At 61.0% G+C, this 15,674-nt stretch carries 15 protein-coding genes; 6 read left to right on the top strand and 9 right to left on the bottom strand.

Going from position 1 to position 15,674, the window contains the following annotated elements; genetic code table 11:
- Positions 1–186 precede the first annotated feature (186 nt).
- Together PSN43_RS06745 and PSN43_RS06750 are read left to right on the top strand one after the other, a co-directional pair.
- Positions 187–816, top strand: coding sequence for a CPBP family intramembrane glutamic endopeptidase (locus tag PSN43_RS06745; RefSeq protein WP_272699957.1), 630 nt, complete (start codon positions 187–189; stop codon positions 814–816).
- 175 nt (positions 817–991) lie between these two features.
- Positions 992–1,267, top strand: a complete 276-nt coding sequence (locus tag PSN43_RS06750) for an Hpt domain-containing protein (RefSeq protein ID WP_272699958.1) — start codon at positions 992–994, stop codon at positions 1,265–1,267.
- 60 nt (positions 1,268–1,327) lie between these two features.
- Here the strand turns inward: PSN43_RS06750 and PSN43_RS06755 are convergent, their stop codons facing one another.
- On the bottom strand, positions 1,328–2,608 hold the full coding sequence (locus tag PSN43_RS06755) for an MATE family efflux transporter (protein WP_272699959.1): 1,281 nt from the start codon (positions 2,606–2,608) through the stop codon (positions 1,328–1,330).
- Positions 2,609–2,786: 178 nt separating this feature from the next.
- On the opposite strand from PSN43_RS06755, the gene cls reads away from it, so the two are divergent.
- Positions 2,787–4,226 (top strand): cardiolipin synthase, encoded by a 1,440-nt coding sequence (gene cls, locus PSN43_RS06760; protein ID WP_336314024.1) that lies wholly within the window; start codon positions 2,787–2,789, stop codon positions 4,224–4,226.
- Positions 4,227–4,324: 98 nt separating this feature from the next.
- On the opposite strand, the gene dapB is transcribed toward cls, so the two are convergent.
- Genes dapB through uvrB form a run of 4 tightly spaced genes read right to left on the bottom strand, consistent with a single transcriptional unit; the run spans position 4,325 to position 10,261 of the window.
- Positions 4,325–5,104, bottom strand: coding sequence for a 4-hydroxy-tetrahydrodipicolinate reductase (gene dapB / locus PSN43_RS06765; RefSeq protein ID WP_272699961.1), 780 nt, complete (start codon positions 5,102–5,104; stop codon positions 4,325–4,327).
- Between the two features lie 34 nt (positions 5,105–5,138).
- Positions 5,139–7,196: an NAD-dependent DNA ligase LigA gene (ligA, locus tag PSN43_RS06770; protein WP_272699962.1), complete on the bottom strand. Its 2,058-nt coding sequence runs from the start codon at positions 7,194–7,196 to the stop codon at positions 5,139–5,141.
- Between the two features lie 23 nt (positions 7,197–7,219).
- Entirely contained in the window at positions 7,220–8,230 is a 1,011-nt protein-coding gene (locus tag PSN43_RS06775) for a potassium channel family protein (protein WP_272699963.1), read from the bottom strand.
- Positions 8,231–8,257: 27 nt separating this feature from the next.
- The gene (gene uvrB, locus PSN43_RS06780) at positions 8,258–10,261 is read right to left on the bottom strand and encodes an excinuclease ABC subunit UvrB (protein WP_272699964.1); all 2,004 of its coding nucleotides are present in this window, start codon (positions 10,259–10,261) and stop codon (positions 8,258–8,260) included.
- Positions 10,262–10,345: 84 nt separating this feature from the next.
- Between uvrB and PSN43_RS06785 the strand changes: the two genes are divergently transcribed.
- The gene (locus PSN43_RS06785; protein ID WP_272699965.1) at positions 10,346–10,825 is read left to right on the top strand and encodes a hypothetical protein; all 480 of its coding nucleotides are present in this window, start codon (positions 10,346–10,348) and stop codon (positions 10,823–10,825) included.
- Between the two features lie 7 nt (positions 10,826–10,832).
- Here PSN43_RS06785 and aat read toward each other — a convergent pair whose 3' ends face one another.
- The 4 genes from aat to PSN43_RS06805 are packed head-to-tail and all read right to left on the bottom strand — an operon-like array spanning position 10,833 to position 14,884.
- Complete coding sequence (gene aat, locus PSN43_RS06790) at positions 10,833–11,525, bottom strand: leucyl/phenylalanyl-tRNA--protein transferase (protein WP_272699966.1); 693 nt, start codon at positions 11,523–11,525, stop codon at positions 10,833–10,835.
- A 43-nt stretch (positions 11,526–11,568) separates the two neighbouring features.
- Positions 11,569–13,890 (bottom strand): ATP-dependent Clp protease ATP-binding subunit ClpA, encoded by a 2,322-nt coding sequence (clpA, locus tag PSN43_RS06795; protein ID WP_272699967.1) that lies wholly within the window; start codon positions 13,888–13,890, stop codon positions 11,569–11,571.
- 3 nt (positions 13,891–13,893) lie between these two features.
- Positions 13,894–14,208, bottom strand: a complete 315-nt coding sequence (gene clpS, locus PSN43_RS06800; protein WP_272699968.1) for an ATP-dependent Clp protease adapter ClpS — start codon at positions 14,206–14,208, stop codon at positions 13,894–13,896.
- Positions 14,209–14,263: 55 nt separating this feature from the next.
- On the bottom strand, positions 14,264–14,884 hold the full coding sequence (locus PSN43_RS06805; RefSeq protein ID WP_272699969.1) for a class IV adenylate cyclase: 621 nt from the start codon (positions 14,882–14,884) through the stop codon (positions 14,264–14,266).
- 47 nt (positions 14,885–14,931) lie between these two features.
- On the opposite strand from PSN43_RS06805, the gene crcB reads away from it, so the two are divergent.
- Together crcB and PSN43_RS06815 are read left to right on the top strand one after the other, a co-directional pair.
- A complete protein-coding gene (gene crcB / locus PSN43_RS06810; protein ID WP_272699970.1) occupies positions 14,932–15,309 on the top strand; it encodes a fluoride efflux transporter CrcB in 378 nt (125 codons plus the stop codon).
- 23 nt (positions 15,310–15,332) lie between these two features.
- Positions 15,333–15,665 (top strand): DUF190 domain-containing protein, encoded by a 333-nt coding sequence (locus PSN43_RS06815; protein ID WP_272699971.1) that lies wholly within the window; start codon positions 15,333–15,335, stop codon positions 15,663–15,665.
- The last annotated feature ends 9 nt before the right edge of the window (positions 15,666–15,674 follow it).

A 15,674-nucleotide genomic window follows, 5' to 3' on the forward strand; every position in this document is an offset into this window, starting at 1 on the left:
ACCACAAAATTAAACCGACGCTTGAAGGTTTTTTCCCGACTTTCCACATTTTATCCACACCTCGAATCGGTCATACACAATATTCAGGGACACCTGTTAAGAACCAAAGCAGGGCGAACCGCAACGTTTCCATGACATCGACGCCCCCCTATGGACCCATCTCCTAACCGCGCGTATAATCGGACCATGACCGCCTTTTCCCTATGGATCGAATTTCTGGCTCTATTCGGCCTGACCCCGCTGCTTTATGCATTCGGCTGGCTGCCCATTCCCAAAATCCCCCTGCTTCTGGCTATTGCGGGCGTCTGTCTTGTCTATCTCACCATGAACGGGTTCCTTCGAAAAACGGACATTTTCGGATTAATGCGAGAAAGCAGACAGACTTTGCGCACCATCGCTTTCAGGACCCTGGGCGTGGCCCTGATATCCACCCTGACGGTGTCGATTTTCCTTCCTGAACAGCTCTTCGGCTTTCCCCGCGCCCGCCCGCTCCTGTGGCTGGCCGTCATGCTTCTCTATCCGCTCCTGTCCGCCCTCCCCCAGGAAATCGTCTATCGCGCATTCCTCTTCCACCGCTACGTCCCCATCTTGAAAACCGAGACCGCCCGCACATGGGCCAGCGTCCTCGCCTTTTCCTTTCTCCACATCGTGTTCGGGGGCTGGGTAGCCGTGGCCTTGACGATACCGGCGGGGTACATATTCGCCCGGACCTACCGCCTGACCGGATCTCTTTTCCTGGCCTCGCTGGAACATGCCGCATACGGCTGCGTCATATTTACAACAGGACTCGGACAGTTCTTTCACCACGCCTCCTGACGACAATCCGCATTTCCCAGCAAACCTGTTGCCGAAAAGGCCCGCGCCAAGTATAACGGTAGGAGCCGATCGCCTGGATCGGTGTTTTGTAAAGGCGGTGACTAAGGTGGAAAAAGAAGTTGTCGATAGTAAATTTTTGGAATCAATGGCGAATCGTCGGCCATTCGTAAAACGGATGTTTACCGTTTTCATCTCTCAGGAACCCAAGAGAATCCAACACATCAAGGACGCCCTGAAATCCGGCGATGTGGAAAAGTTGCGCCATCTGGCCCACTCCCTCAAGGGCGGAGCCGCCACCATCGGCGTGGAACGAGTTCGCGAATGCTGCCTGCAACTTGAGAATGCCTGCAAAACGGGCAACCTGGATACGGCCATGTCCGTCATGGATGGACTTGAAGAAGAGATGCGCCAGGCCTACGAATTCATGTTCAATTATCTGGCCGAGAACTAAGCGGCCGACTGGACGTTTTGAAAAGGCCCGCCGGTCGAACCGGCGGGCCTTTTAGGACAACTATGCCTTGAGCGGCGCGCGGCCTATGCCCGGCCATATACGCGCCAGCCCCAGACCGGCCCGGATGAAAGTCCACAGGGCCGAGGCCAGCCAGATATACACCAGCACATGCTCGGGGCGTATCGCCTCGACGGCCAGAACACACGCCGCCCCCACCGCAGAGGCAAAGAGCATACTGTTGCGCAGGTAGGCGAAATCCCCGGTCCCCCAATGGATGCCGTCCGTGGCGAACGAAAGCGAACCAATGGGTTGGGACAGGGAAACCACTATCCAGCCCGGTCCGAACACCGCATAGGCAGCCGGAGGCACCAGCAGCCACGCGACAAGGTCTGCGCCGAGGAGCATAGCCGCGCACAGGACCACGCCCGTGCCCAAGCTCCACCAGCAGACCAGCCCAGCGACCTTGCGCGCCGCCTGTTTGTCATCCGCGCCCAGGAAATAGCCCACAAGGCTCTGCCCGGTAATAGCGAAAGCATCGAGGAACAAAGCCGAAAAGATAAAGAACTGCCGGATAGCCTGGAAGGCCGCGCCCTGATCGGCGCCGAACCTGTTGGCGGTGCGGGTGCAGAGCGTCAGAAATACCAGCACCCCTCCGGTGCGCAGGAACAGATCGCCGCCCACGCGCATGAGCCGGGCCATGCCCGCGCCGCGCATACGCCAGGTCAGGCCAAGAGTGCGTCGGACAACGGCCAGACACCAGAACGCGCCGACCCACTGGCTGACCGTGCTGGCGATCGCCGCCCCGGCCACGCCCATGCCCGGAAGCGACCCGACGCCGAAAACGAGCGCCCAGTCGAGCAGGATGTTGACCGCATTGACGCCCACGGCCACATAGAGGGGCGTACGCATGTCCTGCGCCCCGCGCAATCCTCCGAAACAGGCCAGGGAAACCAGCACGGCGGGCGCGCCGAGAAGCCGGTAAAGCATATATTCGCAGGCGAGTTCGTTGACCAGCCCCTCGGCTCCGAAAACAGCCGCGATGGGTGCCAGAAACCAGATGGAAACGGCCAACAGCGCCAAACCTATGGAGACGGCGAGCAGGCACGCCAAGGAGATCACTTTGACCGCGCGGTCATGATCGCCTCTGCCCACGCTGTGCGCCACCTCCGTCTGGGTGGCTATGCCGAGAAAGGCGAATGCCCAGAAAATGGCTGAAAAAGCCATGGTGCCTACACCCAGGGCGGCCACGGGCTCTGAGCCGGGGAGCCGGGCCACGAATGCGGTATCGGCCAACCCTGTCAGGGGTTCCGCCACCAGGGAAAAGAGTACGGGAACGGCCATGCGAAACAGCGTCCGATTGGGCCGGTCCAAAAAAGGATGTCGTGATTTCGATTCGTCCGCGCCGTCCTGCACCGCATTTCCTCCCGTTAGGCCGTTCCACAACACAAACCCACCGTAAAGACAAGCGAAGCTTTCCCTTTCAAACGCTTTTCTGCTATTCCTAATTCCCATGGAATCAATGGAAGCATCTTTTCTGTTGGGCTTGGCCAGCCTTTTCTACACCCTTCTGGAGATAACGGGCATCGTCACGGCCATCATAGCCGTGCGCGAGACCCGCACTCCGCAGGGCGCCGTCGCCTGGGCCATCAGCCTTATCACGTTCCCGATCATCTCCCTGCCCCTCTACTGGATCTTCGGCCGATCCAAATTCCACGGCTATGTGGACGCCATGCGTTCCGGCCGAGCGGAATTCCAGCGGCACATCGGCACCCGCCACCATGTGCCTTCCCTCCCTCCTCTTGCCGAGCGCAAACGCCCCCATTCTCCGGACACGGTTTTCGAGACCCTGGCCGAATCACCCTTTCTCGACGGCAACGACGTTGAACTTCTGGTCAACGGCCCTGACACCTTCGAGGCCCTGTTCCAGGGGATTGAAGGAGCGCAAAGCTATGTCCTCCTCCAGTTCTACATCGTCCACGACGACGCCCTGGGCAAGCGGCTTGGGGAGCTGCTCATCCGCAAGGCCCGGCAGGGAGTCCGCATTCTCTTCCTCTACGACGAACTGGGCAGCTACAAGACCCCGTTCGCCTACTGGGAAGCCATGCAGGCCGCCGGAATCAAGGCCTTCCCCTTTCACACCACGCGCGGAGCGGGCAACAGGTTTCAGCTCAACTTCCGCAACCACCGCAAGATCGTGGTGGTCGACGGCCATACCGCCTATGTCGGGGGGCACAACGTGGGTGTCGAATACCTCGGCGGCAAGGACAACGGCTACGGCGGCTGGCGCGACACCCATGCCCGGATTTCCGGTCCGGCCGTGCTCCCTATCCAGGTCTGTTTCGGCAAGGACTGGTACTGGGCCACCAGCGAAGTGCCGGACATCGATCTGACCATGCCCTTCCGTCGGGGGGAGGCGCGGGTACTGGCCCTTCCCACCGGCCCGGTGGACGCCCTGGAGAACTGCTCCCTCATGTTCATCCAGGCCATCGATTCGGCCAAGGACCGTTTCTGGATCGCCAGTCCCTACTTCGTCCCCGACAGCTCGGTCATGAAGTCCCTGCAGATGGCCGCCATGCGGGGCGTGGACGTGCGCATCATGCTCCCCAGAAAGCCGGACCACATCCTGGTTCATCTCGCCGCCTACGCCTGTCTGAAGGAATTGGCCCTGCCCGGCATCCGCGTCTTCCGCTATGACGACGGCTTCCTGCACCAGAAGGTTTTTTTGGCCGACGACACCCTGTCGGCCGTGGGCACAGCGAACCTCGACAACAGGTCCTTCCGCCTCAACTTCGAACTCACCATGCTTGTCAGGGACCCCGTCTTCGCCAAGAGCGTTGAAGCCATGTTTCTCCAAGACTTCAACCATTGCACCGAAACCGGCCCCAACGAATACGACAAAAAGGACCTCGTCCGCCAAACCGTCATCCGCTTCGCCCGCCTTCTGTCGCCTATTCTGTAGAGGCATAAGCGGCTTGTCCCGCCGGGCAACCCCGTTAAAGAGACAAAAAGGGGAGCCTCGTCCGAGACTCCCCTGAATGATCGGTTGCCGCTACCGGCCTAGAAGATATCGGCCATGGCGTAGAGCTTGCCGGGCTTCTGCCGGGCCAGCCACTTGGCAGCGCGCAGCGCTCCGGAGGCGAAGGTTTCGCGCGAGTGGGCACGGTGAGTGATTTCAATACGCTCGCCGGGGCCGAAGAAGTACATGGTGTGGTCGCCGACCACGTCGCCGCCGCGCAGGGTCTGAACGCCGATCTCCTTTTTGGGACGAGCGCCGATGATGCCGTCGCGGCAGTGCTTCTTGACCTCGTCGTAATCCCAACCGCGCGCCTCGGCCAGGCATTGGGCCAGCTTCAGAGCTGTGCCGCTCGGAGAATCCTTTTTCATCCTGTGGTGCGTCTCGACCATCTCCATGTCGTAATCCTCGCCCAGGGCCTGGACGAGTTGAGGAAGGACCTTGAGCAGGACGTTGATGCCCACGGACATGTTCGGGGCCCAGAAAAGCGGAACCGTGCGGGCGGCCTCGGCCAGCTCGGCCTGCTGCTCCGGGGTCAGCCCGGTGGTTCCGACTACGGCGGGATTACCGTGCCTGGCGGCGATCTTGGACATCTCCACCGATGCCTCGGGAGCCGTGAAATCGACGATCACCGCGCCCGGCACCTTGGGCAGGAGGTCTTCCAGGTTGTCCGAGACTTCGCAGTTCTCGTAAGCCAGCCCGTCCGTATTGCCCTTGCGCTCGCACGCGCCAACCAGGTTCAGTTCCTCGTCGGCGAGGGCCATGTTGATGAGGGTATTGCCCATGCGGCCCTTGGCCCCCAGGATGACGACATCGACTGTCATGGAGTCACTCCTTGCGTGTTGAAAGTTTGTATGGCTAGAAGTCCAGAAGGGACTTCGGCTTTTTTACGGTCTTGCCACCGAGTAATGCCTGAAAGGCGTCGAAGTCAATGACTTCCAGCCCCATGGCCTCGGCCTTGGCGACCTTGGACCCGGCCTTTTCGCCCGCCACCACATAATCCACCTTCTTGGAGATGGACTTGACCGAAACCCCGCCCAGGGCCTCGACCATGGCCTGAGCCTCATCACGCTTCACGGGCAGGGTGCCGGTGAAGATGAACACCTTTCCGGCCAGGGGCCGCCCTTCCGACGGCGCGGCGGAAGTCCCCTCCCCGCCTTGGGGCCGGACGCCCAGTTCGCGGAACTGCTCGATCATCCGACGATTGGCCGGATCAACCCGGAAATCCAGTACGGACTCGGCCATTTTCTCGCCGATGCCGTCCAGTCCGGTGAGGTCCTCGATATTGGCCTCGAACAAATCGTCGAGGCTCTTGAACCGGGCGGCCAGGGTTCGGGCGGCCTGCTCGCCGATATGGCGGATGCCCAGCCCGGCGACGAGACGCCACAGCGGAGCCGTCTCCCGGGCCTTCTCAATGGCGGCAATAAAATTCTCGGCCGACTTGTCGCCCATGCCTTCGTATCTGAGCAAGTCGGTTTTCTTCAGGGTGAAGAGGTCCGCAGGGCTGTTCAGGACGCCGTCCTCGGCCAGCTTGCGGACCCAGGACTTGCCCACGCCCTCCATATCCATGCCCGCCTTGGACACGAAATGTATGAGCCGCTGCACTGTCTTGGCCGGACAGGCCGGATTGGTGCAGACCACCCGCTCCCCGTCCTCCACGGCCTTGCTTTCGCAGACGGGACAGACCATGGGGAAAACAAAAGGTTCGGCGTGTTCCGGCCGCGCGTCCAGGTCCACGGACAGGACCTGGGGGATGACGTCGCCCGCCCGCTGGATGAGGACCGTATCGCCTATGCGGAAATCACGCTCCTCAATGTACCCCTTGTTGTGCAGGGTGGCGTTGGAAACCACGACTCCGGCCAGCTCGACGGGCTCAAGCTCGGCCACCGGGGTAAGCACGCCGGTGCGCCCCACCTGAATGCGGATGGCGTTGAGCCGGGTCTTGGTCTGATGGGCCGGGAATTTGAGCGCCAACGCCCAACGCGGCGCGCGGGAAGTGTAGCCGAGCGCCTCCTGCATCTCGCGGTCGTTGACCTTGGCGACCATGCCGTCGATCTCGAAAGGAAGCGTATCCCGAATTCCCATCAACTCCTGAAAATATTCACCCACCTCTTTGGCGGACCGGCAGAGCTTGACCTGTGAGGGAATGGCGAAACCGAGGGCGCGCAGTCCTTCCATGAGCTCCTGCTGGGTGGCCCAGTCCCCTCCGGCTCCGCTCCGCTCAACCCGGCCCACGCCGTAGGCCATGAAGCGCAACGGCCGGGATGCGGCGACCTTGGGGTCGAGCTGGCGGATGGTCCCGGCGGCCGCATTGCGGGGATTGGCGAAAACTTTCTCGCCCTTCTCCGCCTGACGCGCGTTGAGGGCGGCGAAATCCTTGTTGGCCATGACGACCTCGCCGCGCACCTCGATAAGATCGGGGATGTTGTCGCCGCGCAGAGTCAGGGGCAGGTTCATGACCGTGCGCATATTGGCGGTCACGTCCTCGCCCACCAGGCCGTCGCCGCGGGTGGCGGCGCGCACGAACCGCCCGCCCTCGTAAATGACTTCCAGGGCCAGGCCGTCCATCTTGGGATCGGCCCAATAAGCCGCATCGGACCGGCCCACGCCTTTGGCCACGCGCTCGGCAAAGGCGTACCAGGCGTCCAGGTCCATGGCGTTGTCCAGAGAATAGAGGTGCAGGGCGTGCTCATAGGGAGTGAAGCCCTCGGCGGGATCGCCGCCCACGCGCTTGGTGGGCGAATTGGGATCGTCAAGTTCCGGATGCTCCGCCTCCAGCGCGGCCAGTTCGCGGAACAATTCGTCGAATTCCTGGTCCGATATCTCGGGGGCGTCCAGGACGTAGTAGCAGTGGTTGTGATGCTCGATTTTTTCGCGCAGGAATGCCACGCGCTCGACAACGCTTTGGGAAACCATGTATTCCTTCTGTCTGAATAGTATTACAAAATTTCGAGAAGTTCAGCCAGGTTGGTCTTCTTCCCCACGGCCAGCAGGGTATCGTTCGCCCTGATGACCTCCTTGGGGCCAGGGTTGAAGACCATCTCCCCGGATTCCTTCTTGATGGCAATAATGATGAGATTGAAGTTGGCCCTGATCTTGGATTCGATGAGGTCCTTCCCGACCAGCTCGGACTCGGGCGATACGGGCAGCTCCTCCATTTGCAGATCGATACCGCCGCGAACGGCCAGCTCGATGAAGTTGGTCACGGTGGGACGCAGGACATTCTGGGCCATGCGCAACCCGCCGATGAAATGCGGCATGACCACGCGGTCCGCTCCCGCAAGCTCCAACCGGGAGATATGCGACTTGTCCCCGGCCCGGGCCACGATGGTAATGGACGGATTGAGCTGCCGCGCCGTCAGGGTGACGTAGACGTTGGCGGCCTCGCTGGTCACGGCGGAAATAAGGGACTTGGCGTAGGGCAGCCCCGCGCTCATGAGCACGGCATCGCTGGTGGCGTCGCCTTCGATGCACAGGATGCCGTCCTGCTCCATCTTGTCGATGAGGGCAGGGTCGTTCTCGATAACCACCACGTCGTGGCCGTCGGCCATGATCTCCTGAACCACGATACTGCCGATGCGGCCATGGCCGCAAACGATGAAATGGTTCCTCAACTTGCTGATCATCTTCATCATTCTGTGCTTACCCCACAATATTTGCAGTCGCCCGTCTATGAGCACCTGGGCGAACGCGCCCGCGATATACACGAACCCGCCCACGCCGAGCATAATCAGGAAGGCCGTGAAAACGCGCCCTTCCGGAGAAAGCTGGTTGACCTCCATGAAACCCACGGTGGAGAGGGTGATGACCACCATGTAAAAGGAGCTGGCCAGGTCCCAGTGCTCGTAGATCATGTAGAAACTGATGCCGAGCACGAAAATCATGCAGAGATAAACCACGCCGAGCAGGATGCTCCAGAAGGAGCCGAGCCGGGCGCGCAGACGCAACATCCGTCGATGAAAATTACCTTTCATCCCTTACCCCAATTCCAACATGCGCTCGCGAATCCGGGCGATGCGGTCCCTGAGTTCCGCAGCCCGTTCAAACTCCAGTTCCTTGGCGGCCTCGCGCATTTCACGCTCAAGCCGCTTGACGGTCTTGTTCAGACTCTTCGGGTCCGCCCCGTAGTCCACTCCGTTCTCGGCCGCCATGGCCACGGCGCCGCTTCGGTCGCCGCCGCCGGAAAGTTCGCCGAAGAGGTTCTCCACCTTCTTGCGGATGGTGGTCGGCGTGATGCCGTGCTCCTGGTTGTACTCGTCCTGCCTGGCCCGTCTGCGCTCGGTCTCCGCCATGGCCTCGGCCATGGAATCGGTGACTTTGTCCGCGTACAGGATGACCCGCCCTTCCGAGTTTCGGGCGGCCCGCCCGAAGGTCTGGATGAGCGAGCGCGTGGAACGCAGAAACCCCTCCTTGTCACCGTCCAGAATAGCCACCAGGGACACTTCGGGAATGTCCAGCCCCTCGCGCAGAAGGTTGATGCCCACCAGCACGAAGAACTCGCCCGAGCGGAGCGCCTGGATGATGGCCATGCGTTCCAGCGTGTCGATGTCCGAATGCAGATACCGGGACTGGACGCCCATCTGATTCAGATAATCGTTCAGGTCCTCGGCCATGCGCTTGGTCAGCGTCGTCACCAGGACGCGCTCGTCCCTCGCTTGCCTTTTTTTGCACTCAGACAGCAAATCGTCAATCTGTCCCTGCGTCTTCCTGACCTCCAACTGGGGATCAAGCAGCCCGGTGGGCCGGATGATCTGCTCCACCACCACGCCCTGAGCCAGGTCCAGCTCAAGCGGGCCCGGAGTGGCCGAAACGTAGACGGCCTGATGGATGCGCTCCCGGAACTCTTCGTAATTCAGCGGCCGGTTGTCGAGGGCGGACGGCAGGCGAAAGCCGAAATCCACGAGCGTGGTCTTGCGCGAACGGTCTCCCCGATACATGCCCCCCACCTGCGGCAGGGCTATATGGGACTCGTCCACGAACAGGATGAAGTCATCCGGGAAATAGTCGAGCAGGGTCGCGGGCGGCTGGCCCTCGACGCGGCCGTCCAGATGGCGCGAGTAATTCTCAATGCCGTTGCAGTAACCGAGCTCCTCGATGGTCTCCAGGTCGTACATGGTCCGCTGCTCCAGGCGCTGGGCCTCCACCAGCTTGTTGCCGCGCTTGAGAAAGGCCAGCCGGGACTGCAACTCGTCACGGATGTCGTTGATGGCGCGGTCCACGTTGTCGCGGTCGGACACGAAGTGGGAACCGGGGTATATGACGGTCTTGCGCAACCGGTCCTTGACTTCGCCAGTGAGCGGATCGGTCTCGGAGATGGAATCGATCTCGTCGCCGAAGAATTCGATGCGCAACGCCTTTTCCCGGCTATAGGCGGGAATGATCTCGACCACGTCGCCGCGCACCCGGAAGCTGCTGCGGTGGAAGTCGTAATCGTTGCGCTCGTAGTGAATCTCCACCAGCCGCTCCAGCAGGTACTCCATGGCCATGGTCTGGCCTTCCTCCACGGGAACGACCATCTTGGCGTAGAAGTCGGGCGACCCCAACCCGTAGATGCACGACACCGAGGCCACCAGGAGCACGTCCCGGCGCGTCAAAAGCGCATGGGTGGCCGAATGGCGCATCTTGTCGATGTCATCGTTGATGGACGAATCCTTCTCGATGTAGACATCCGAGTGCGGCATGTAGGCTTCGGGCTGGTAGTAGTCGTAATAACTGACGAAGTATTCGACGGCATTATGCGGGAACAAAGACCGGAACTCGGTGTAGAGCTGAGCCGCAAGGGTCTTGTTGGGGGCCAGGATCAGGGCCGGACGGTTGAGCTGGGCTATCACGTTGGCCATGGTGAAGGTCTTGCCGGTGCCTGTCGCTCCGAGCAGCACCTGATCGCGCACACCGGCGTTCAGTCCCGAAATGAGTTCGGTAACGGCCTGGGGCTGATCGCCCTTGAGAGTATATTCGCTGACGAGTTCGAAATCCGGCATTCTTTTGCACCCGGGCTTGAGCTGGCCCGTCAAAACACGTAAGAATCAAGAAAAAACCTGCAACCCCGTTTCGGAGTTAGAGCTATGGATATCACCATCAACACCCCCGCCTCTCCCCCGCCCTGCGAGCGGGCCTACTCCCTGTCCATGGTCATCAGGAGCTTCAAGGGGAGGCGCGACGTGGAAGTGCACCTTTTTCGCGCCCAATGGAACCGCAAAGAGGAATCGGAAACGGACTTCTCTAGGCTGGCCGAATACAATCCAGCCACGGAAGGCTGCGTCCCGGACAGCCGAAGGGTCATCCTCGAATCCTTTACGGCGGATGAACGCGATCTCATCGTCAAATACCTGAAAGAACAATATTCCACAAGGCTTACGGCCATCAAGTCCAATCCTCTGGCCTTTCCGGTTCCGGCGGGTTTGGCCGGATTCACCGAGGTCCAACCGGGCAAGGACGCCGGGTTCATCGAATTCGGCAAAATCCCGAGTTATCCCTTGGCGTTCCCGCTCAAGGGATACTTCGACCTGAGCCAGCACCCGCCCCTTGCGGAAGACGAGGACTGACCGGAGATCACTCCCGGCCGTCGAAATGCCACGCCCCTTCGCGGGTAGGCACGTCCATGCCCTCGCGAAGCTTGGCCAGAAAGCGGAACCGCTGCAACTCCCGCGCGCCGAAGCGCAGGAGATGCTTGGTGGTCTGTTGGCAATCGATGAGAGTGAACCGCCACTTGCGCAACTGCTCCACGAATACGGCGAAGGCCGCCTTCGAGGCATCCGGCACGCTGTAGAACATGGATTCTCCGAAGAAAATCGCCCCCAAGGACACGCCGTACAGCCCGCCGACCAACTCATCCCCCTGCCACGCTTCCACGCTGTGGGCATAGCCCAGCCGATGCAGGAGGATATAGGCGTCGATCATCTCTTCCACGATCCAGGTGCCCTCCTGTCCCGGCCTGGGGCAACAGGCGCACCGCCGGATAACCGTCTCGAAACGGGTGTCCAGGGTAAAGGAAAACGTCCCCTTGTTGATTGTCCGGCGCAGACTGCGCGGCACGTGAAGCTCCTCCGGAAGGAGCGCCAGCCGCGGGTTGGTGGACCACCAAAGGATGGGGGAGTCCTCGGAGTACCAGGGGAAAATACCGTTTGCGTAGGCTGTGAGCAGCCGTTCAGGGGAAAGATCGCCGCCCACGGCGAGCAGCCCGTCAGGCTCGGCCTCTTCCGGGTCGGGAAAGACGGGTTCGTCGAACAGGCGGTAGATGGTCATGGCGGGAATAAGGGGGCGGCGGCCGCCGCCCCCGGTGTTCGCTCTATTGCTTCACCCCGACGGCGTCAAAGGAGAACATAAACTCCCCGGATTCGCCGACCAGAGGCAGCTTTTTGGATTTCTTGCCCTTTCCGGCCACATCCACGGTAACGACGCCGCCCTTGACCAAAGAGCCGAAGAGCAGTTCGTCCGCGATGACGTCCTTGATTTCGGTCTGGATGACCCGGCCCATGGGACGCGCGCCCATGGAGGAGTCGTGGCCGAGCTCGGCGAGCCGCGCCCGGGCCGCCGGGGTCAGGGCGATCACCACGCGGCGGTCCTGCAACTGATCGTTGAGCTCCTTGATGAATTTGTCCACGATCTGCTCCATGACCGGCTGCTCCAGGGACCGAAAAGTCACTATGGAGTCCAGGCGATTACGGAACTCCGGGCTGAAGAGCTGTTCCAGCGCCTTCATGGCCTCTCCACGGCGGTCCGAATCCTCGTCCCGCTTGAAGCCTATGGCGCCCTTGGACATTTCACGCGCGCCGGCGTTCGAAGTCATCAGCAGGATGACGTGACGGAAGTCCGCCTTGCGCCCGTTGTTGTCGGTCAGGGTGGCGTAATCCATGACCTGAAGCAAAATGTTGAAGACGTCGGGATGGGCCTTTTCGATCTCGTCGAACAGAACCACGCAGTGCGGCTTCTTGCGCACCCCCTCGGTCAACAGCCCCCCCTGGTCGAAACCGACGTAGCCCGGAGGCGCGCCGATAAGCCGCGCCACGGCGTGCTTTTCCATGTACTCGGACATGTCGAAACGCAGGAAGCCGATGCCGAGCACCTGGGCCAGTTGCCGGGCCAACTCGGTCTTGCCCACGCCTGTCGGGCCGGTCAGCAGGAAACTGCCCACCGGGCGTCCCATCTGACGCATGCCCGCACGGGAACGCTTGATGGACTTGGCCAGGGCCGCCACGGCCTCATCCTGGCCGAAAACCACGGACTTGAGGTCGCTTTCCAGGCTCCGAAGCCGTTCGCGGTCGGACATGGTCAGCCGCCGGGCGGGGATACGCGCCATGCGGGCCACGACCTTCTCCACGTCCGCCACCTTGATGCGGTCGCCCTTGCGGGGACGGCCGGAGAGCTTGTACAGCGCGCCGACTTCGTCCATGACGTCGATAGCTTTGTCAGGCAGGTAGCGGTCCGTAATGTGCCGTTCGGAAAGCTCAGCCGCCGCCTTGAGGGCGAAATGGGTATAGTTGACGCCGTGGAATTCCTCGTAGTGGGACTGCAATCCCTTGAGGATGGCGACGGTCTCCTCCACGGTGGGTTCGTTTATCTCGATCTTCTGGAACCGGCGCGACAGGGCGCGGTCCTTCTCGAAATGATTCTTGTATTCCTCGAAGGTGGTCGAACCGATGCAGCGGATCTCGCCGGACTGCAACAGGGGCTTGAGGATGTTGGAGGCGTCCATGGAACCGCCGGAGACCGAGCCTGCGCCCACGATGGTGTGAATTTCATCCACGAACAGGATCGCGTCGCGGTTCTGCTTCAGTTCGCCCAGAACGCCCTTGAGCCGTGCCTCGAAGTCGCCCCGATACTTGGTGCCCGCCAAAAGAGAGCCCATGTCCAGGCTGTAGACCTCGGCGTTGATGAATTCCTTGGGAACCCGGCCCTCCACGATCATCAGGGCCAGCCCCTCGGCCATGGCGGTCTTGCCCACGCCGGGATCGCCCACGAAAATGGGATTGTTCTTGCGGCGGCGGGAAAGAACCTGAATGGTCCGCTCCAACTCCGCGCTTCGGCCGATGAGCGGATCGATGAGCCCCTGGGCGGCCCTATCGGTCAGATTGACCGTGAACTCCTTGAGCGGGCTTTTCTTCTCTCCCGGGCGGCCGTCCAGCCCATCGGGCTTGGACATCGGATCATCGCCCATATCGTTCCAGTCGTCGTGCATGGACATGCCGTGGGAGATGAACTCCAGGATATCGAGCCGGGACACGTCGTGGGTGCGCAGGAAGTAGACGGCGTAGGAATCCTCCTCGTCGAACATGGCGGCCAGGACGTCGCCCACCTCGACGGTGTTCTTGCCCGAAGCCTTTTTCTGCCACACGGCGCGCTGAAGCACGCGGCGCACGCCCAAGGTCTGAATGACCTCGGACTCGGTGCCTTCGGGCAGGGTTTCCATATTCTCAACGAAAAATCGTCCGAGCTGATCCCTGAGCCGGTCCATCTCAGCGCCGCAGGCTTCGAGGATCTCCTCGCCCTGCTCTTCGATGGATATGGCGTACAAGAGATGTTCGAGCGTCAGGAACTCGTGGTTCCTTCGCTTCACTTCGTTGACGGCGGCGGTCAACGCACTTTCCAATTCCTTGCTCAGCATCGTCATATTCTATTCACCTTCCATGCTGCACTTGAGCGGAAAACCCGCGCTTTTGGCCAGCCGGTGCACCAGGTCCACCTTGGTTTCGGCTACCTCGGCGGTATAGACGCCGCATATTCCGTACCCCTGGTTGTGCACGGAAAGCATGATGGCCGTCGCCTGCGCCTCTGTCCGGTGAAAGATGCGCACCAATATCTCGACCACGAAATCCATGGTCGTGTAATCATCGTTATGCAGCAGGACCTTGTACTTTTTCGGCTCCTTGACTTGGCGTTGACCAAGAAGCTCCGAATCGAACCGGTCCCCGGTAAAAGGGTCACTCATAGCGTTTCGGCTCCACCAATCCTTTGTATTTCCTGGCTCACAATATAAATTCGTTTTACCCTACTGTCGAGGGAAGACGGGAAAGATTCTCAATTTGCTCCAGCAGGGCCGCCCGCCTGCCAGACTCGAAGACGAAATTATCGTCTGGTTCAAGTCCCTTGGCCAATCTGTATTCGAGATTCAGACCGTGGTAAGTCGCCTTGGTGGTGCAGGCGGAATCGAGACCGAGGTCGGCGGCGCACGCGAAGACCTTGACCTCCTCCCCCTCTATCTCCACGAAATCGCCGAAAGGCAGGCGGTCCAGGCACACGACGCACTCCATGTGAGACCACTTTTCCCGGACTTTCTCATAACGGAAGGCCGGGACGAAGCCCACGGCCCCAAGAGCCGCACCCATGGCCGCAGGATCGTCCACCCCGGTCTGAATTTCCTCGAATATCTTGAGGGCCGACGGCTCGGGATTCTCGGGCAGACGCTTGACGGTGAGCACTCCGCGCCCCTGCCTCTCGCGCAGGCGAAGCAGCACGCCCGCCGCCTTGAGGGATCGGTCGGGGCGATCGAAAACAATGTTCTCCTCGAAATACCGCCCCGATGTCCCGGCCCCGGCCGCGGCCAACTTTGCCGCCAGTTCGTCTAGGTCGGCCTCCAGATATTTCAATTCGCACTCAAGAGTCATTGGCTTTCTCCATTTGTATTGCTATAACCCGGCTCAAGGATATCGAAATGCCGACCAAAATTCTCTATCTTTCTCTGGGGGGAGCCGCCGGGACCCTGTCGCGCTATTTTCTGTCCGGCATGGTGCAACGTCTTGCGGGCGGATCATTCCCGGCGGGCACCTTCGCCGTCAACCTTGCGGGCTGCCTGCTTTTCGGCACGGTCTGGGGCATCTTCGAAAATCGTCTGCTGCCCGGCAGCGAAGTCAGGCTGCTGATCCTGACGGGATTCATGGGCGCATTCACCACCTTTTCCACCTACATGTTCGAGACCGGCACGCTGGTCAAGTCCGGGCAAATGGCCATGGCCATGGTCAACGTCGTCGGCCAATCCGTCGCCGGACTGGCGCTGGTCCTGACCGGCATAGCCTTGGGCCGCCTGCTCTGATCCACATCCCCGGGGGGAGCACTATGAAATTACTTGAAAATGCGGAACGCATCCGAATCTACATAGGCGAAGACGATAAATTCGAAGGCCAACCCCTGGCCGACGTCATCGTTCGCGAGGCGCGCGAGCTCGGCCTGGCCGGAGCCACGGTCTTCCGTGGACTGATGGGCTTCGGGGCCAACAGCCTGATCCACACCAGCCGAATCCTGCGCCTGTCCGAAGACCTGCCCGTGGTGGTGGAAATCGTGGACCATCCGGACAGGCTCGCCCCCCTGCTCGACAAGCTCGACACCATGCTCAAGGAAGGCATGATTACTCGCGAGCCCGTAGACGTCATCGCCTATCGACACAGCTAGATAAAAGGC

Origin of the sequence: Desulfovibrio sp. Fe33 (assembly GCF_028532725.1) — a bacterium.
Classification (GTDB): domain Bacteria; phylum Desulfobacterota; class Desulfovibrionia; order Desulfovibrionales; family Desulfovibrionaceae; genus Pseudodesulfovibrio.